The 17,802-nt window shown below is 56.8% G+C and carries 17 protein-coding genes; 6 read left to right on the forward strand and 11 right to left on the reverse strand.

The window, feature by feature from the left end:
* Position 1: 1 nt before the first annotated feature.
* The 7 genes from BAA01_16080 to BAA01_16110 form a co-directional block, all read right to left on the reverse strand.
* Positions 2-1,213 (reverse strand): acyl-CoA dehydrogenase, encoded by a 1,212-nt coding sequence (locus tag BAA01_16080; GenBank protein OUM90361.1) that lies wholly within the window; start codon positions 1,211-1,213, stop codon positions 2-4.
* Positions 1,210-2,379 carry an acyl-CoA dehydrogenase gene (locus BAA01_16085; GenBank protein ID OUM90362.1) on the reverse strand — a complete coding sequence of 390 codons (1,170 nt, stop codon included), beginning with the start codon at positions 2,377-2,379 and terminating at the stop codon, positions 1,210-1,212. Before BAA01_16085 ends, BAA01_16080 begins: the two co-directional genes overlap by 4 nt.
* Before the next feature lie 40 nt (positions 2,380-2,419).
* Complete coding sequence (locus tag BAA01_16090) at positions 2,420-3,949, reverse strand: long-chain fatty acid--CoA ligase (protein ID OUM90363.1); 1,530 nt, start codon at positions 3,947-3,949, stop codon at positions 2,420-2,422.
* 39 nt (positions 3,950-3,988) lie between these two features.
* Entirely contained in the window at positions 3,989-4,330 is a 342-nt protein-coding gene (locus BAA01_16095) for a sterol-binding protein (GenBank protein ID OUM90364.1), read from the reverse strand.
* A 304-nt stretch (positions 4,331-4,634) separates the two neighbouring features.
* Positions 4,635-5,252, reverse strand: a complete 618-nt coding sequence (locus tag BAA01_16100; protein ID OUM90365.1) for an NAD(P)H:quinone oxidoreductase, type IV — start codon at positions 5,250-5,252, stop codon at positions 4,635-4,637.
* A gap of 109 nt (positions 5,253-5,361) precedes the next feature.
* On the reverse strand, positions 5,362-5,799 hold the full coding sequence (locus tag BAA01_16105) for a transcriptional regulator (GenBank protein OUM90412.1): 438 nt from the start codon (positions 5,797-5,799) through the stop codon (positions 5,362-5,364).
* 172 nt (positions 5,800-5,971) lie between these two features.
* Positions 5,972-6,763 (reverse strand): hypothetical protein, encoded by a 792-nt coding sequence (locus BAA01_16110; GenBank protein OUM90366.1) that lies wholly within the window; start codon positions 6,761-6,763, stop codon positions 5,972-5,974.
* A 132-nt stretch (positions 6,764-6,895) separates the two neighbouring features.
* Here BAA01_16110 and BAA01_16115 point away from each other — a divergent pair, with 132 nt between their 5' ends.
* The 5 genes from BAA01_16115 to BAA01_16135 all read left to right on the forward strand — a co-directional run bounded on the left by BAA01_16115 (position 6,896) and on the right by BAA01_16135 (position 9,970).
* Positions 6,896-7,303, forward strand: coding sequence for a hypothetical protein (locus tag BAA01_16115; protein ID OUM90367.1), 408 nt, complete (start codon positions 6,896-6,898; stop codon positions 7,301-7,303).
* A gap of 70 nt (positions 7,304-7,373) precedes the next feature.
* On the forward strand, positions 7,374-7,979 hold the full coding sequence (locus BAA01_16120) for a hypothetical protein (protein OUM90368.1): 606 nt from the start codon (positions 7,374-7,376) through the stop codon (positions 7,977-7,979).
* Positions 7,972-8,514 (forward strand): hypothetical protein, encoded by a 543-nt coding sequence (locus BAA01_16125; GenBank protein ID OUM90369.1) that lies wholly within the window; start codon positions 7,972-7,974, stop codon positions 8,512-8,514. The genes BAA01_16120 and BAA01_16125 overlap by 8 nt, the downstream gene beginning before the upstream one ends.
* A 5-nt stretch (positions 8,515-8,519) precedes the next feature.
* The gene (locus tag BAA01_16130; GenBank protein ID OUM90370.1) at positions 8,520-9,083 is read left to right on the forward strand and encodes a hypothetical protein; all 564 of its coding nucleotides are present in this window, start codon (positions 8,520-8,522) and stop codon (positions 9,081-9,083) included.
* Positions 9,080-9,970, forward strand: coding sequence for a hypothetical protein (locus BAA01_16135; GenBank protein OUM90371.1), 891 nt, complete (start codon positions 9,080-9,082; stop codon positions 9,968-9,970). The genes BAA01_16130 and BAA01_16135 overlap by 4 nt, the downstream gene beginning before the upstream one ends.
* Here BAA01_16135 and BAA01_16140 read toward each other — a convergent pair.
* On the reverse strand, positions 9,944-11,182 hold the full coding sequence (locus BAA01_16140; GenBank protein OUM90372.1) for a hypothetical protein: 1,239 nt from the start codon (positions 11,180-11,182) through the stop codon (positions 9,944-9,946). The genes BAA01_16135 and BAA01_16140 overlap by 27 nt on opposite strands.
* Positions 11,183-11,462: 280 nt before the next feature.
* Between BAA01_16140 and BAA01_16145 the strand changes: the two genes are divergently transcribed.
* Positions 11,463-12,515: an alcohol dehydrogenase gene (locus tag BAA01_16145; protein OUM90373.1), complete on the forward strand. Its 1,053-nt coding sequence runs from the start codon at positions 11,463-11,465 to the stop codon at positions 12,513-12,515.
* Positions 12,516-12,643: 128 nt separating this feature from the next.
* Here the strand turns inward: BAA01_16145 and BAA01_16150 are convergent, their stop codons facing one another.
* The 3 genes from BAA01_16150 to BAA01_16160 all read right to left on the reverse strand — a co-directional run bounded on the left by BAA01_16150 (position 12,644) and on the right by BAA01_16160 (position 17,788).
* Positions 12,644-14,197 (reverse strand): methylmalonyl-CoA decarboxylase, encoded by a 1,554-nt coding sequence (locus BAA01_16150; protein ID OUM90413.1) that lies wholly within the window; start codon positions 14,195-14,197, stop codon positions 12,644-12,646.
* Between the two features lie 66 nt (positions 14,198-14,263).
* Complete coding sequence (locus BAA01_16155; protein OUM90374.1) at positions 14,264-15,979, reverse strand: acyl-CoA synthetase; 1,716 nt, start codon at positions 15,977-15,979, stop codon at positions 14,264-14,266.
* An 84-nt stretch (positions 15,980-16,063) separates the two neighbouring features.
* Positions 16,064-17,788 carry an acyl-CoA synthetase gene (locus BAA01_16160; GenBank protein OUM90375.1) on the reverse strand — a complete coding sequence of 575 codons (1,725 nt, stop codon included), beginning with the start codon at positions 17,786-17,788 and terminating at the stop codon, positions 16,064-16,066.
* Between the last annotated feature and the right edge of the window lie 14 nt (positions 17,789-17,802).

Genomic DNA, 17,802 nt, shown 5'->3' on the forward strand with positions numbered 1-17,802 from the left:
ATTAAACCTTCACCCCATAAGGCGCGTATTGCCGGCGCGCTGTAACAAGATGCTGGATCTCGTTGGTTCCTTCGAAAATGTCAAACACCTTCGCGTCGCGGTACAATTTTTCAACGAGATGTCCATCCAGGCCAACAGGTCCCAAAAGTTCCAGGCATTTGGCGCACACATCCAGGGAAATCTTGCCGGCGTAAGCTTTGCACATGGCCGCTTCCTTCGCGTTTTCTTTGCCCATATCGGCTTTCCATGCGGCTTCCCAAGTCAAAAGCCTAGCTGCCACGATCTGCTGTTCCGCTTCAGCCAGCGTTTCCGCAGCGAGGCGGAAATAACGGCCTTGCTTCGGATACTCGCGCCGTACCATATCCACCGTATATTCATAAGCCGCGCGGGCAATGCCGACGGCCATGGCCGCCACAATCGGACGCGTGCTGTCAAACGTCTTCATCGCCACCTGAAATCCTGACGGCTTGGCCTGATTGGCCTCGTAAAGCGCTTCTCCGCCGAGAAGATTTTCCTGCGGCACAAAACAATCCTCAAACAGCAATTCCGCCGTCTCATTGGCCCGGAGGCCCATTTTCTTGATCAGGCGCGTACAGCTAAAACCCGGCGTTCCTTTTTCGACCACAAACGCGCGATGCCCGGCCCGTCCGAGGCGAGGGTCAATCGTCGCAAACGTGACGACCCAGGAAGCGCGGGCTCCGTTTGTAATGAAAATTTTTTGCCCGTTGAGAATGTAACCGCCGTCCACTTTTTTGGCTGTCGTCCGAATGTTGGAAGCGTCCGACCCAGCCTCCGGCTCCGTCAACGCGTACGCTCCCCAGCGCGGTTTGTCCGTTTTAAAGATGGACAGAAAGCGTTCCTTTTGCTCCGGAGTCCCGCTGCTCATCACCGGCGGACCTCCGAGTCCGGCTCCCGGAAGGGACAGCGCAATCGCCGGGTCACCCCAGGCCAGTTCCTCGGCCGCGATGACCCCCATGCGGTTTCCCTCCCGTTCGGCGTTTTCCTCCTTTTGGGCCTTGCTTTTGCCCCTGCCGCCGCTAAAGGAGGAGGTGTTCAGCTGGATTCCCATCTTGTTGACCTTTTCAAGCCATTCATCCGGCACCTTCTCCATCCTGTCCGCTTCCAGCGAGATCGGGCGGATTTCCGTTTTCGCGAACCAGTGGACCATGTCCTTCATTTGTTTCTGTCGCGGTGAATAGTCAAACGAAATCATAGGGCAACCTTCCTTCTCGTTTCATTCACGGCGCTCGTTCCATTCACGATCTGTTCGCCGCGCCGCAGCAGCATCTCTTTTTCCCGTCCGTACAGTCCGACCTGTGCCTGCGCGTCGCGCATCCATTTTTCAACCGGGTATTCCTGGACAAACCCGTGTCCCCCGAGCAACTGCACGGCGGCATCGGTCACATAGCGCAAAGCATGGTGCGCCCGGTACAACGCCCGCAAGGAAGCGCCTTCGGCATCCGGCGCGTCTGCGTCCACTTTGGTGGCCGCCTCCCATACCAGGTGGTTCGCCAGTCTTGTTTCGATCACCATGTCCGCAATCCGGAACGAGACCCCTTGAAATTGGGCAATCACCTGCCCAAATGCCTTGCGCTCTGCCGTATAAGCCGTGGCGTAATCGAGGGCGGCTTCCATCAACCCCACCTCTTTCGCCGCTTGCAACACGCGCATGCGGGCATGCGCCCGGGCGATGAGTTCGCCGGCCGCTTGACCCCGGGCAACCACTTGTCCACCCGCTGCCTTTGCCTGGTTGAATTGCACCCGGCCAAGACCCGCAGCCAGCAATCCGAGGCGGTAGTCCCCTCCCTTTATTTCCCACTTCACGCTCTCCCGATCCAGCCACAGCACCACCGGCTCACCCGCTGCATCGTTTGCCGCGACGGCCACATAATCGGCAAATGCCGCCAGGCGGACCGGCTGGGATATCCCATGCAACACATACCCGTCGCCATCTGGCCTCACCTGTAACGCTGAGACCCATGGCGCTTCCGGATCGGTGGCGTCGATATACGCAACCGTTGGCCACGAACCGTTTTGACCTGCCTTCTTGTACGGCTGCAACGCCGGATTGTCCGGCGCAAGGCGAATGAGAGAGGCCGCGTCGCCTGGACCGGGCAACCCTTGTACCACGCCCAAATCGCCATAGCTGAGCGCTTGCCAGATTTGCGCTTGGGAAATCAACGGCAACTGCAAGCCTCCCCAGTTTTCCGGCAGTTCCAGCGAAGCAAACCCCAATTCCACGGCTTTTGCGGCAATCCCGGGACTCACCTGCCGGTTCTCCTCACATTCCCTTGCTTGCGGACGTATCTCGTCGCGAGCCAATCCCTTGGCCACTTCCACGAAGGCCGCCTCTTCTTCCGTAGGTTGAAACGAGATCACATGGCGTTCCTCCTTCTCCTTTTTGTTTGACGGGTGGCGTCTAACTTGCCGTGTCAAATTCCTTCGCCCACTCGCGAAGCAGCTTCTTGTCTGTCTTGCCGATGTGGTTTTTCGGCAAGTGACCGACGATTTTCAAAAACCGGGGCGTCTTATATTTTGCCAGCCGTTCCTGGCAATACTGGATTAATGCCTCTGCCGACACTTGTGAGCCTGGACGCTTGACCACATACGCGGCCACTTCCTCCCCCATTTTCTCAGAGGGCACCCCGACGACTCCGGCGTCGATCACATCAGGGTGGCTCATGAGCAACTCCTCCAAATCGCGAGGATAAATATTCAGCCCGCCGCGAATGATCACATCCTTTTTGCGGTCGACGATAAAAACGTAACCGTCTTCGTCAATCCGCGCCATGTCCCCCGTATACAGCCATCCGTCCCGGAACACTTTTCCGGTTTCCCCGGGATTGCCGTAATACCCTTTCGAAATGTTGGGACCGGATACAATCAGTTCCCCGACACTGCCCGCAGGCAGGCGGTTGCCTTCTTCATCCACCACGGCCACTTCAATCCCCGGCAACGGCAATCCCACCGATCCAGGTTTGATCGGTTTCATCGGATCGGTGGCCGTCACGATGGGACCCGCCTCAGACAAGCCGTAACCTTCCAGGATGATACAGCTGAATTTACGCTGAAATCCCTCCGCCAAAGCTCTTGGGAGCGAAGCGGAACCGGATATGCAGACAAAGAAACTGGATGTGTCATATTTGTCCGCATCCGGATGATGATACAACGCGTGAAGCATCGTCGGCACCATGGCGGTATGGGTCACCTTGTATGTTTCAATGGCTTCCAGCACCTTAACGGGATCAAAATGCGGCAGCAGCACGATTTTATCGCCAAGCAGGATCGCGACGTTCATCATCGTGAAACCAAAGGCGTGGGAAAACGGCAACACCCCAAGGCCGACGCGCCCCGTTTTTAATTGCAGGACGCGCGCCGTTTTTGCCGTGGCTTCCGCATTGACGTAAAGGTTGCGGTGGGTCAGCACGACCCCTTTCGGCCGCCCCGTCGTTCCGGCGGTATACAGCAGCGCGGCATCGTCGCCCCCGTCGATGGCCACATCGGGAAGAACGGTCGGCGCTTTCGCCAATCTCTCACGCAACGAGACGGGTGAAACGGATTCCTCCAACGTGAACATCTTCGGAGGAAAGGATAGGCCTTCAGCCGCCTCCCGCACCTTCGGCACAAGGGCTGATGTGGTCAGGACCACCTTCGGGAGGCAATCCTGCAAAATATTGCGAATCTCTTGCACCTGCAACAAGGGCAACAAGGGGACGACAACCGCCCCGCTTTTCATAATCCCCGCAAAGGCGATCACCACTTCGGGGCAGTTCGGCATGATGACCACGACGCGATCGCCCTTTTGCACGCCCAAATCGATCAACGTGTGCGCCAGCTGCGAAGATTGCATATCGCACTGGACGTTTGTATACTCCTGGCCCTCATAAACGAGGATGGGATAAGCGCCGAACTGTTGGATGTTTTGTTGCCAAATTTGGCTGAGGTTCATGATGCGACTCCCCATTTCCTGGCCTCGGTCAATCGCCGATCACTGCGCCGCCGTGTAAGCCGAAAGCACCTCTTGCAGCCGCAGGGCGAGGCCCATGTCTCCCTTGATTTTGAGCCGTCCGCTCATAAAGGCTTCGGTACCATTCAGTTGCCCTTCCACCATCTTTTTAAAATCCTCCGAGTCGAGCGAGAGGGTGCAATCCGGCGTCTCCTGTTCTCCTTCGACGGCGGAACCTTCGTTCGCCCGCAGAATAATCTGATACGTGCCGGGTTCCTCCCCGCCCAAGTTAAACTGATACACCGCTTCGATGCCCTGGGCACGGGCAGGATCTTCCTTCAGAGCCGCATCAATCATTTGAAAAACATCTTTAATCATGGTCATTGGTTTTTTCCTCCTTTTATCCAATATGTGTCGAATCATCACTTTAATCATTTAATTAATAATGATTCAGTAAAAGTATGGATGATGAACACTTCAAATACGATTCCGAAAAATGTAGGGGTTTTCCTTCATTGCATCAGGAAAAAATCCGAACTTCATGGGAGAGCAGCAGGAAAGAACATGGCAGGCAGGAAGGAACACGGCAATAAAAAAGCTGCCCCTGAAAAAGGAGCAGCGCATGGATAACACTATGGGCAACTTTTTCGTGACCGCTGTCAGTGCCCGTTCAGCCGGCAGGTTTGTTTTACGCCTGTTGGCTTCCCGCTTTCACCCAGCGGGCCACCATCAGCGTCCGTTTGGCTTGGTGCTTGACAGCCGCCTCAACATCTTCCACCATCTTGCCATCCTGATTGACCGTCACACTGACACCGTATGGGTTTCCTCCTGCCTGAAATTGGATGGGATCCGTATACCCCGGTGCCACCACAATGGCTCCCCAATGGAACATCGTCGTATACAGGGAAAGAATGGTTTGTTCCTGCCCGCCATGCGAATTCTGTGCGCTGGACATGGCGCTGACCACCTTGTTGGTCAGTTTTCCCTGCGCCCACAGTCCGCCCGCCGTATCCAGAAACTGTTTCATCTGTGACGGCAGGTTGCCAAAGCGGGTCGGAACGCTGAAGATGATCGCATCCGCCCAGTCCAGATCCTCCAGCGTCGCTTCAGGCACATTTTTTGTGGCCTCCGCGTGCGCTTGCCAGGCCGGATTGGCGGCAATCGCTTCCGGGGGTGCCAGTTCCCGCACTTTCCGCACCCGGACTTCGGCCCCTTCCTCTTTTGCCGCCTCGGCCGCCCATTGCGCCAGTTGGTAGTTCGTGCCCGTCGAAGAATAGTAAATCACAGCCAGGTTGATTTGTGACATTTGGTTCGCTCCTTTCTTCATCGCTTTGAATCTGAGATAATCACAATCATATTTTCTTATTTAAATATACACGAATTCGAGATATGTAGGAAAAAATTTGCTGAACCCGTCATTCGGACAAATGCTGCGCATGAAAGCCCAGTTTTTTCAGCATCGCGATCATCGCTTCCTTTTCATTCTCCGTCAGGCCGCCAAAGATCTGTCGGATGGCTTTCTGATGCATGGGAAACACCTCATCCATCCACTGTCTGCCCTGTTCTGTAATCACGGCATAGATCACCCGCCGATCCCTGGGACAGGGCTTGCGCTCCAGGAAACCCTTGCACTCCAGCTTGTCGACCACATAGGTGATGCTGCCGCTGGCCAGCAGGACCTTTTTGCCGATTTGCTGGATCGGCTGCTGCCCTTTGTGATACAGCAATTCCAGAACGGCAAACTCGGTTGGGTTCAGCCCATGCTTTTTGATGTCTTCCATGACCCGATCCGAGATGGCCCGATAGGCCCGTGAGAAGACGACAAACAGTTTAAGCGATCGATCATTCGGCATTCCATGCGCATCAGCCATCCACAGTCATCCTTCAGCAATTATCTCGAATTCAAGGTTTATCCTACCCGATCCGTTTGGCCGTGTCAACTGCCGCAAACACTCATCAAACAAGCGGCCGACCTCAATCGCTCGATATCCATCATCAGCAAGCCGCATGGACCACGGCCTCCTTTCAAAACGCACAGAAGGCCAGCATGTGATCCCAGAAGATCATCATGTCCGCTATCCCCAAGAGAATGAAAAAAACTCCCGCCACCTGCTGCACCCAACGGCCTACTTGACGCGCCTTCCGGATCGGCAACCGGTGCCGCCCCACGCCATAGGAAATGCCGAGAAAGAGCAGGAGAGGCAAAGCCGTCCCAACGGCGAAAAGCGGCGGCAACATCAGGCCATACTCCACATCCATCGTCAAGGGCATCAGCAAGCCGAAGAAGAGCCAGAACATCGTCGGGCAAAAGCCCAGGCTGAAGGCCACCCCCATCAGAAAAGCGCCTGAATTTCCTCCCCACTTCCTGGCACACTGATTCAATGCGGCAGAGAACCGCGCTCCCACACCAGGGAGCCTGATCCAACCCAGGAGAAAGATGCCGATCAGGATGAGCAGCGGCCCCAGCAACATGCGGGCACAGCCCAAAACGGGAGCCGTCTCCACTGAAAAGTTCCGCCCCATGCGGTAAAAGAGCAGTCCCAGCGACGTATACACGGTCATCTTGCCGACCAAGTACCAGATCATTTCCCGCCAGGAAACATGACTGTTTTGCATCTGGCGGTTGCCAAAATAGGTCATTGCCCCCACGCTTGCCGAGAGCTGGCAAGGAGCCATCGCGCCAATCAAACCGAGAAGAAGAGCGGAAAACAGCGCCACGTTGCTCCTTTCGTTCAGGGTAAAGACCGGCTGGCTCACCCAGGCACTGAACTGCGACAACAAAAGATACAACAACCTCCCACCCCCATCTATCCGCATGCTGCGACGCCATCATGTTTTCCCAGACATGCCCATATACATGTACAGCAAATCGTCCAACCCAGAATGTCCAACCGGCCAAGGATTGGACAGCCTGGAAAGGATAAAGGAACAGAGGGATGACAGATGGCTATGCTCATCACCATTTTCTACATCGCCATTGGCATCGGATTCCTCATCCCCGCCCTCGATGCCAAACGTGGGCTTCATCAGGATCATTCTATGATCTTTACCATGTCCTTTAGTATGGCCTGGGGGCTTGGTTTCGGCAGTGTGACGGCATTCTGGTTCCCCGCTTTTTTTCAAGGGGCGCATACCGGCATGTACATCGGAGCCCTGGTCGGCTTGCTGGCCGGATTGCGCCAAGGCATCCCCCAGATACTCAACGGCATCCTCTCCGGGCTGATGGGCGGCATGATGGGGGCGATGCTGGTCTACATGGTCCCGCCGCACCTGCACCTGGCGACGGTGTGCTGGTTGTCCCTGTTTAACGGGGTGGTCCTTTTGCTCCTCGCGCTTGCGTGGCGCAAGCCTTCCTGAGCCAAGGAACCGCTTTGCCGGGAAGCAAAATGTTTGTCAAAATGAAAGTTATCCTGCCCCTGCTTCGTCTATGGGTGGTGAAGGTAGAGGGAGAGGAAAGGAGCGTGCCATGCGTTCGGATGAACAACTGATCCAATTAACCTTACAGGGGGAACAAAAAGCTTTTGAGGAACTGATCACGCGTTATTATCGGCACCTCTACCTTTCCATCCTGCGGATTGTCCGCAAGGACAAAGAGGCGGAAGACGTCTTGCAGGAAACACTGTGGCAAATTTATCGCTCCCTTCCAACCTATCGTTCCGAAGGATTCAAGACTTGGATCACGCGGATTGCCGTCAACAAGGCGATCGACTGGAACCGCAAGCAGCGGCGCCAGACAAAACAGGAAAAGGCCGGTTCGGCGGAAGAGGCGGAAATGATCCTCAGCCGAACACAGCCTGACCAGCCGGTGGAGGAAGCGCTGATCCGGGAAGAGGAAAAAGCGGCGATCGCCGCCATTCTGGAGGAGTTGCCGGACAAATACCGTTCCGTGCTCTACCGCTACTATATCGAAGATCAATCCTATCAGGAGATTGCAGAAGCGGAAGCCCTGCCTGTCAACACGGTGGCTGCCCGGCTGCACCGGGCCAAACGCCTGTTCCGCACACGATGGGAGGAGCGGATACGCCATGATTGAACACATGTCATGCCCATACACGCTCGATAACTGGCAAGCTTACGTGGCCGACCGGCTTCCAGAAGCTCTGCGCGAGCAGATGGAGGAACACCTGTATACTTGCTACGACTGCCTCCTGAAATATGAACAGGCCATCGACAGGGAATCCGTGGATACCCTGCCGCTCCCGGAACTTGGCTCCCTCCTGCAAACATGGCCTACGCATCCTTTCTCCGCCAGGCCGCATGCAGGTCCTGCGCCTGCGCCTGTTGCCTCCCGCAAAACCGGCGCACGTTCCTGGAACGCCGCCCGTAAGGCCTGGTTCCACTACATGGTGGCCGCCTCCATCACCCTGTTTTTGACCGCTTCCGGCGCCATTCATTGGATCGGCGAGAACCTGTTTATGCCCATGACGCAAGCTCGTCTGCCGGAATCCGGCATCCACCAGACTTTAGACGACACCCTGAACCGCTGGATCGACTCATCCAGCACATGGATGCGCTCCCTGCTGCCCCCTGAACCTGGAGCACATTCGGACAACCACCAAGCGAGGTGAAGCTCGTGCGAAAAAAGAACACCTTTTTGACCTTTCTGCTCTCCGCCATCCCCGGCGTAGGACACCTGTACCTCGGACTGATGAGCAGGGGGATGCAGCTGTTGACCGCCTTTTTCGGTGTCTTCTTCCTGACATTTCTGTTCCGCAACGAACTGTTCCTGTTCGCCGTGCCGCTGATTTTCTTCTTCAGTCTCTTTGACGCCCTGCAAATGGCGCAACACATCAACGACGGGCAGGAGGTGGAAGACAAGCCGGCACTCCCCTGGAAAACGCTGGGCATCAAGCGTCATTGGATCGGGTACGGCCTGATCTTCCTGGGGGCATATCTCATCTTCTACAATGTCTTGGCTCCGATCGTGGATCAATTTCTCTATATCGGCTGGTACGCCATCTCCCGCTACGTGGAAACCTTTTTCGTCTCCATCCTGCTCATTTTCTTTGGTTTGCGGATGATTCAGGGGAATCGATTGCCAGATCGTCAGGATGAGAACCAAGCCGGGGAACGGAAAGCAGGGCAAGAGAACGCAAGCGTCCATGAAATGGCGAAAAAGGAGAGAGAAGACGGATGAAAACCTGGCGAGTGGGCAGTTTTTCGATGGGGTTGAGTCTGATGCTTGCGGGATTGGGGATGATCTGGAGCCTGTTCACCCAGGCGGTCATTCCCCCATGGCTGCTCAAGTGGTGGCCGCTCATCCTGATCCTTCTCGGCATCGAGATTGTAGCCGCCAACTTCATCCGTCCGGAACGCTTCCGTTACGATGGGTTCAGCATCTTCATTGTCCTGGCGATGCTCATCGCAGGCGGCGGCTTGTACATGGTGCAGGCCAGCGGCATCCTGGAAAGAGGAAGGCAACTGCTCACCTACCAGCAATATCCCTTTCAACATCGGCAGGAGATTTCCCTGGAGGACGGGACAACCCTGTTGCGGATCAAAAGCCCCGGACCACAGGCCACTTTGATCCCGTACGAAGGAAAAGAAATCGTCCTTTTAAGCAGCGGTTCCATCACCGCCGGATCCAAGGAAGAAGCAGAGGAGGCTACGGGCGGTCTGTATACGGCGGAACGGGTCGGCGGCCAGCTAAACCTGACCCTGCACCAACTTCCTCAGCCCTCCGCTTTCCGGCACTCGGATGACAGACATGAAGTCACCCTTTACGTGCCCCGTTCTCTCCCGCTCATCCTGGAACAAGATGTCGGGCGGATTGACATACAGGCTGAGGAAATGCGGGCCAACTGGACCATCGAAGGAGAAAGCCGCGTCTTCCTGACCGCCGGCAGGAATGCCGACTTCACGCTGCTCCACCTGCAACCGGTGACCCTTTCCCCGCCGGGATCGGAAGAGAAGGAAGTGAATGCCACTCCGGTGGTGCCACAAGCGCAAAAGCGCCTTTTTGGCAAAGGCACGTATACCCTGACCGTTCGTTCATCCTCACCGGTGGAGTTCGTCGGTCCTTGACGCCAACGGTCTCGTTTCCTCGTGTGCTCTGGCCGGCGCTCTCATGCCGTAAGCCAGTGCCAATCCCAAACTCAACATCAGAATGGTAAACAGGTAGGCGCTTGGAAATCCCATCACATGGTCGATAAACCAGCCGCCCAACCCCGGACCAACAAGCTGGCCCACGGAAAAGAAGATCGTCACATATCCCAGGGCCACGGGAACGAGTACCGGCGGTACCTGCTCGGAGGCAGAGGCCTGAATCAAGGCGGGGATCGCCGCAATCGTGCTTCCGGACAACAGCTGCGACAGGAAAAATCCCAGCAATTTGGGGTAAAGCACCGGAATCAGCAGCGCCACCATGACCGTCGCAAAGGCGGCCACCAGCGTCCGCTGCCGGCCGATGCGATCGGAAACCCACCCCCAGACCGGTGAACTGGCCAGCGACAGCACACCGCCCATCGCGGTGAGCATCCCTGCAGTGGTGGAGGCGATCTGTTGGGCCAGCATATAACTCATCTGAAAGGTGGAGGGAACCAGGTAGGCAATGCCAAAACTGAAATACATGCCGGCCACCCGGAGCACCCCCGGATTCCTGTACACCTGTTCGGAAATAGACAGGCCGCCGGAGCGCGCGGCGGCGGAAGCGGCAGACGGCGGGTTTCGCAGCAACCAGACCGCCAGCAGGAAGACAAGCAGCGCAGCGGCGGCAAATCCCCTCCACACCCAGCGCCATCCATCTGCCACCCCGGTACTCACCGCCGGCACGATTAAACCGGACAGCACCATCGCCAGGCCGGTACCGCTCATCAAAAACCCGGCCGCAAGCCCGCGCCGCTCGGGAAACCAACCCACCATCAGCGACAGGGCTGGCGTAAACACCATCCCGCTGCCCACGCCGGCCCCAAACATGGCAACCATCGCAACACCATAGCCGTTGGATGATGACAAACCAAACATGCTCAATACAAGCAGACTGCATCCCAGCACAACGGTCTGTTTGTTCCCCCACCGCGCCGCCAGCCACCCGGCCAACAGCACCGTCGCCAGATACCCCAGTGACGTGATGGTTCCGAGAAATCCCGCCTGCGCATAGCTCAAGCGAAGGCCTTCCTGCATGAAAGGCATGACCACCCCGTAGGACAACCGGCCAAACCCCAGCGAGATCAGTACCAGCAACAGCCCCACCAGCATATACGCCCAGAACATCTTCGCATTGACACGGTCCTCCATCCTGCATACTCCCTTCCTTGCTTCTAAAAGGCTTCCATGAGCTTTCATTACTTATTACTAAACATTATATCAAATCCAATTTTACCATTTCATCGAAATATTTTACACAAAAATGTTCTGTCAGTCGTATCACTTTTATTTATTGATTGAAGTTTTTCAAAAAATGGATTAAGATAAAATTGGGAGAATAAGTATTTATGAATGAGAAATAAATAGATAAAACAGTTTACGGTTGCATATCGGGGATGATTTTGCAATTTTTTCAAGGGAGAGGATATTCATGAGAGCAGCGCAAATTGTAGAGCACCAAAAGCCTCTGCGCGTCGGTGAGGTGCCCGATCCGACGCCGGGACCAAAAGACGTCATCGTCCGCGTCGAAGCCAGCGGCATCTGCCGGAGCGACTGGCACGCCTGGATGGGAGACTGGGCCTGGCTCGGCCTGAAACCTGAACTTCCGATCATTCCGGGACACGAATTTGGCGGCGTGGTGGAAGCCGTTGGAGCCGAGGTGAAAAACTTCAAACCGGGCGATCGGGTCACCGCTCCTTTCCATGAAGGTTGTTCCCACTGCCCGAACTGCCGGAGCGGCCATTCGAACCGCTGTGACAACATTGCCATATTCGGATTTCGCTACGACGGATCCTATGCGGAATACGTCTGCGTGCGCAATGGCGACTTCAACCTGATCAAGTTGCCGGATGAAGTGGACACCTTGACCGCCGCGGCGATTGGCTGCCGCTACATGACGGGCTATCATGGCGTGATCCGGGCCAACCTTGCCCCGGGGAACTGGCTGGTCGTACACGGAGCCGGCGGTGTGGGCCTGTCCGCGATCCAGGTCGGCACGGCCATCGGCGCCCTGGTGATCGCCGTGGACATCGACGAGGCCAAGCTGGAGAAAGCGAGGCAGGAAGGGGCGGTGGCAACGATCAACGCCCGCAAGGAAAACGTGGTGGAAGCCGTGAAGGAAATCACCAAGGGCGGGGCGCACGCTTCCATCGAGGCGCTCGGGATTCGCGAAACCATCCTCAACTCCGTCTTGTGCCTGCGAAAGGGCGGACGTCATGTCCAGATCGGCCTGACAACATCGGAAGAAGGCGGCTTTGTCGTCCTGCCCATTGATGCGGTGACCGCCCAGGAACTGGAAATCGTGGGCAGCATCGGCAACCCGCACACCGAATACGACGGCCTGCTTGCCCTGATCGCTCAGGGCAAGCTGAATCCAAAATCGCTGGTCTCCCGTGAGGTGTCGCTGGATGAAGCCAGCAACGTTCTGCAGGAGATGACCGATTACAAAACCTTGGGCTTTAACGTCATCACGAAGTTTAAATAACCAGGCATTCCATTTGGTCCATTCCATTTGCCGAACAACCAACAATGGGGCTGTCCCCTCGCTTCAGCGAGCGTTGGGACAGCCCTTTCATCGTGCTTCGGCATCCATAAGGCGGATGTTGTTGGGTGTCAAAACCCTGTCGGCCAGTGGGCCAGCAGCCTTTGGCCCTTCGATCCGCGTTTCGCCAAGACGTACTCCAGCGTCTGGCAGAGCCACTTCCGCGTCTCCCTGGGATCGATCACGTCATCAATCAGATGTTTTCCGGCCGCCTTGTACGGGGAACTGTCAAAGGACCATCGCTCCAGCAGCCGCTTTCGCTCCTCCTCGCGGTTTTCCACTTGTTCCAGGTACCGTCCGTACACCACATTGATGCCCACCTCCGGGCCGGTAAAATTGATCTCGGCGCTCGGCCAGGCCACGACCAGCTCTCCCCCCATGCCGGGACCGCACATGTTGCTGTACGCGGCGCCGATGCTTTTGCGGATCACCACCGACAATTTGGGCACCGTGGACCAGGCCAGCGCCTGATTCCAAACCATGATTTTGGTGGCGATTTTTGCCCGTTCCGCGGTGCTGCCGACGCGAAAACCGGGAATGTCGTGCAGGAAAATCATGGGAATGTGGTAGGAATCGCAAAGACAGATAAACTCCGTCGCCTTGTCACACTCATCCGCACCGGCCGCGCCGGCGTTGAACAGGGGCTGGTTGGCGATGATGCCCACCACGCGCCCGCCCAGGCTGGCCAAACCGGTGATGAGCGCCCGCCCGAACAGGGGCTTCAGCTCGAAAAAATACCCGTCATCGACGATGGTCTGGATCAGGCGCCGCATGTCATAGGCGCGGTTGCGCTTCGTTGGGACGATACGCAGCACCTCGTCCACCCTGCGCCAGGGATCGTCTTCCGTCTCCTGAACGGGCGGTTCCTCCCCGGCATGGGAGGGCATGAATCGGAAAAACCGCTTCATCAGCTCAATACACTCTTCTTCCGTATCGGCGGCCTGATCAATCTGGCCCGTCAACTCGGCGTGAATCCGCCAGCCTCCCAGTTCCTCTTCATCGATTTTCTCACCGGTGGCCACTTCCAGCATCCGGGGCCCGGCCACCGCCATGCAGGTTCCCTTCAGCTGAACGGTAAAGTCGGAGGAAACCGCATGCCAGGTGGGGCTGCCGTAACTGTCACCCAGTATCGCGGTGAGAAAAGGGACCCGGCGCTTGTGCCGCAACATGTAGAGCGGCATCATCTTGTCGCTGATCCCGTCCGACCCCATCCCGTCCGGCATCCGCAATCCTCCGCCTTCCATCAGATGGAAAAGCGGCAATCCATTCCGCACGGCAAAATCGTGCATCGCCCGCTTCTTGCGTCCATTCACCGACGACCCGGTAGCGGCAAAGACGGTCTTGTCGGCCGCCTCGATGACGGCGGGCCGCCCGTCCACCTTGCCCAGGCCGCAGATCATCCCGTCGCCGAAGTGGGACGCTTCCATTCCGGGAACATCCGGATGATTGAACGCGCCGAATTCAACGAAAGTCCCCGGATCGACCAGCATTTCAATGCGTTCCCGCGCGGTGCGCAGCCCCTTTTCGTGCTGGCGGGCAATCTTTTCCGCGCCGCCCATCAGTTCCGCAACCGCCCTGCGGCGCTGCCATGCTTCGAGGAGTTGTTCCCATGTCTGTTCTTCCATGCTGTGTATTTCCATGCTGCGTCATCACCCTTTGCTGCTTTCTATGCTTCTTGCTTTTGTTCCGGATTATGCCAACTCCCGCAGTTCCTCTTTCTTGATTTTTCCGGTAGCGGTCAGCGGAAACTCATCGAGGATCTTCACCCGTGGCACTTTGTAGGCGGCCATGTTTTCCCGGCACCAGTCTTCCAGCTCCTTCTCGCCCACCTTCCCGGCAAATTCGGGACGGAGCTTGACAAAAGCCACCGGCACCTCGCCTTTTTCCTCGTCCGGCACGCCGATCACGCCGCATCCCTCCACGGACGGATGATTGCAGATCATGATCTCCAGCTCGGACGGAAAGACGCTCATCCCCTTCACCTTGAGCATTTCTTTCCTCCTGCCGAGGTAATGCAGACAGCCCTCTTCATCCAGCATCCCGATGTCTCCCGTGTACAGCCACCCGTCCTGAAGCGCCTTTTTGGTTTCTTCCGGCTTGTTCCAGTAATATTTCAACAAGGATGGTGTGCGAATCGCGATTTCGCCTTCCTGTCCCAGCGGGACCAACTGGCGCGTCTCGAAATCGACGATTTTGATTTCGGTTCCCGGCATCGGCAAACCGCAGAACACCGGCCGGCCCAAGAGATCCTTGTCCCCATCCTGAAATCCGGTCGTATAGGTGTCCACGGTATGCGTTTCGGTCATCCCGTAGGCGGCCTCCCGCATGATGCAGCCGGTCAGCGCCTTCCAGCGACGGCGGTAGTCCACGTTCATCTTCTTGATAAACGAACTGACAAAGGTATCCCGCAACGAAGTCAGGTCATACGCTCCCACATCCGGCCGCTCCATCAACTCGACAAAATTGTCCACGATTCCGCCCGTCAAGGTTGGTCGGTACCGGTGGATGGCCTCCAGCATAGCCTTGGCATCCCAGCGCGCCAGAAGGATGTGCGTGGAACCGTTAAAGACCGGGATGAGCACGCCCGCATCCTCCCCGGCAATCCAGAAGACCGGCAGATACCCCAGCGTCACATCTTCCGGCGTCAGCCGGAATCCGTAGGTCACCGCGGTAGCTGACGTATAAAGCATGTTCCGCTGCGTGTGGGCGCATCCTTTCGGCAGCCCGGTGGTGCCGCCGGTATAATTCAGCGCCGCCACATCATCCAGTCCGACGCCATGATCCGGGTAGTCTGCCTTCTGTTCAGCCAGCGTCTGCATCAGATCGACGCTCCCAGGACAATCCCGGTCGGGTGCCAGCAACGACGGGTGCACCGTAAATGCAGGCTCATCCGGCAGAAAATCCCGGAACCTGGTGGTGACCACTTCAACAAGACTGGATTCTCCCCGCACTTGCTGGACGATGGGGTACAATTGATCCAGCGTAACGATCACTTTGGCCTCACTGTCCTGAAGCACGTACAGCAGCTCTTGCGCCTTGAACATCGGGTTGACCGGCACATGGATGCAGCCAAGTTTCAAAATGCCGTAAAAGGCGATCAGAAACTGCGGGCAGTTGGGGAGAAAAACAGCCACCCGGTCCCCTTTCTTGAGCCCTTTGGCCGCCAGGAAAGAGGCAAACCGGCTGCTGAGATCATCCAGCTGCCGGAAGGTGAGTTCCTTTCCGTAGAAGATGATGCAGGGTTTGTCCGGCGTCCGCTGCGCCCAGTTGCGCAGATACTCGGTCATCGGCACCTCCCCGAAGGGATAGTGCGGTTCCTTCGGCAAAAAGGATGGCCGGTTTTTCTCCCACAACGCGCGCAAGTGTTCCAGATAGGCTTGCTCATCTTGGTGCTGTACGCCAGACATCCGATATCCCTCCATTCGCATTATTTTGAAAAGCGCTGGGGTCACAGAAAGGAATCCCTTTACCGAAAACTGCTCTTTCGCTCACTACTCTCCCGCCACTTCCCGGAGAATCTCTTCGCGCAGCTTGTATTTTTCGATCTTGTTGGTCGGTGTCCGCGGGATTTCCTCCACCAGGCGGATGTACTTCGGCCACATGAACCGGGGCATTTCCGCCTCTATCCAGCGGCGCAAGCCTTCCTCCGTCAGCGCACTTCCCTCTTTTCTCACCACAAACGCCACGATCTCATCCTCATCCCCCTCGTCGGCGGGAATCGGAAAGGCGGCCGACATCTCCACTTCCGGATGTCCGTTGAGGATGTCTTCAATCTGATAGGAAGAAATGTTCTCGCCGCGGCGGCGGATCACGTTCCCCATGCGATCGACAAAGTAAAAGGTTCCGTCTTCATCCATGTACCCCGCGTCGCCGGTGTGAAACCAGAAATTGCGGAAGGTTTTTGCCGTCGCTTCCGGTTTGCCGAAATACTCTGTCAAAAACAGGTACGGCACCTTCGGCCGGAAGGCGATCTCTCCCATCTCCCCAGGCGCGCAAGGTTCATCCCGTTCATTCAGGATGACCGCCTCGAGGAAAAAGGAGGGTTTGCCCATGAATCCTTTCTCCAGCTGTTCCGTCTTGTGCCGCACGGGCACCCCGTACCGCTCGGCGATCCGAAGGAATTCCTCTCTCGAATAGCCTTTGTACAGCTCGGGCGGCGTGCCTTCATCCGCATCCAGAGCCTGAATGATGCCCCGAAAACCGTTTCCCGATTCCGTCTGGCCAAACCCGGCCAGGACGAAATCAAAGGCAAAACGCTTCGCAACATCCAGATAATACTGGGGCAAGGGCTGCATGTAGACCTTGTTGAGCGTGTTCAGCCGATCATTGGGTGACGGTTCCGCCTTCATCAGCCAAGGGATCATCACATCCAGCAAGATCGCGGTGGAAGCGCCGCTTGTCCGGATGCGCTCCCAGAACTGGCCGGGGCTGAACTTGTCCCATACCGCGACGGTACAGCCGACATACAAGGCCCGGATCACATTGGCGAACGCGCCGCCCACGTGGTACAGCGGCAAATCGTTGTAGATCACGTCCTCCTGCGTCAGCATCACCCGCAAGCCATAAGTGTAGCCGTGCATCCACCGGTAGGACTGGACCACACCCTTGGCGGGCCCGGTCGTCCCGGAGGTGTAGACGATATTGGCCGTATCCCAGTAATGCAGGGGGATGTCCAGATTGCGGTCATCTCCTTCCAGCATCCGGTCAAACGGGATCTCCGGGAAGTGCGGATCCAGCCGGTTGTGGCGCAGCTGGTCATGGTAATCATGGTCGCCTTCCCGCGGATCGTAGACGATCACCGGAATCCGTTCCAATTCCTCCTTGATCGCATTGAGCTGGGGAACCATCTCCCGTTCGCTGATGATCAGCCGCGGCCGGGTATCATTGATCTGATAGGAAAGCAACTTCCCATGATAGTTGAAATTGACCGGCGAAAATACGCCTCCGGCTTTCCAGATGCCCAGCATCGCCAGGGTGGTCACCAGGGGATTTTTCAAAAAGACGCAAACCCGATCCCCCTTTTCCACTCCCTGGGCCATCAGGTTGCGGGCAATCTGGTTCGTCATCGCGTTGAACTGGCGGTAGGTCAGGGCCTGATCTTCCTCTCCGTAGTAGAAAAAGATCCGATCCCCGATTGCATCGGCCCACTTTTCCAGGACCCGGACCACCACCTCCTCTTTTTCGATAAATTCATTCAACAGCCTGTCCTGCACCATCCCCTCCTCGCCTC

The sequence above is a fragment of the Bacillus thermozeamaize genome, from assembly GCA_002159075.1.
GTDB lineage: Bacteria > Bacillota > Bacilli > ZCTH02-B2 > ZCTH02-B2 > Bacillus_BB > Bacillus_BB thermozeamaize.

Bases quoted from the DNA above. Each gene is read 5' to 3' on its own strand.
- BAA01_16095 (OUM90364.1), bottom strand. From the start codon at position 4,330: ATGACCATGATTAAAGATGTTTTTCAAATGATTGATGCGGCTCTGAAG.
- BAA01_16090 (OUM90363.1), bottom strand. From the start codon at position 3,949: ATGAACCTCAGCCAAATTTGGCAACAAAACATCCAACAGTTCGGCGCT.
- BAA01_16100 (OUM90365.1), bottom strand. From the start codon at position 5,252: ATGTCACAAATCAACCTGGCTGTGATTTACTATTCTTCGACGGGCACG.
- BAA01_16080 (OUM90361.1), bottom strand. From the start codon at position 1,213: ATGATTTCGTTTGACTATTCACCGCGACAGAAACAAATGAAGGACATG.
- BAA01_16105 (OUM90412.1), bottom strand. From the start codon at position 5,799: ATGCCGAATGATCGATCGCTTAAACTGTTTGTCGTCTTCTCACGGGCC.
- BAA01_16145 (OUM90373.1), top strand. From the start codon at position 11,463: ATGAGAGCAGCGCAAATTGTAGAGCACCAAAAGCCTCTGCGCGTCGGT.
- BAA01_16150 (OUM90413.1), bottom strand. From the start codon at position 14,197: ATGGAAGAACAGACATGGGAACAACTCCTCGAAGCATGGCAGCGCCGC.
- BAA01_16115 (OUM90367.1), top strand. From the start codon at position 6,896: ATGCTCATCACCATTTTCTACATCGCCATTGGCATCGGATTCCTCATC.
- BAA01_16135 (OUM90371.1), top strand. From the start codon at position 9,080: ATGAAAACCTGGCGAGTGGGCAGTTTTTCGATGGGGTTGAGTCTGATG.
- BAA01_16125 (OUM90369.1), top strand. From the start codon at position 7,972: ATGATTGAACACATGTCATGCCCATACACGCTCGATAACTGGCAAGCT.
- BAA01_16120 (OUM90368.1), top strand. From the start codon at position 7,374: ATGGGTGGTGAAGGTAGAGGGAGAGGAAAGGAGCGTGCCATGCGTTCG.
- BAA01_16140 (OUM90372.1), bottom strand. From the start codon at position 11,182: ATGGAGGACCGTGTCAATGCGAAGATGTTCTGGGCGTATATGCTGGTG.
- BAA01_16160 (OUM90375.1), bottom strand. From the start codon at position 17,788: ATGGTGCAGGACAGGCTGTTGAATGAATTTATCGAAAAAGAGGAGGTG.
- BAA01_16110 (OUM90366.1), bottom strand. From the start codon at position 6,763: ATGCGGATAGATGGGGGTGGGAGGTTGTTGTATCTTTTGTTGTCGCAG.
- BAA01_16155 (OUM90374.1), bottom strand. From the start codon at position 15,979: ATGTCTGGCGTACAGCACCAAGATGAGCAAGCCTATCTGGAACACTTG.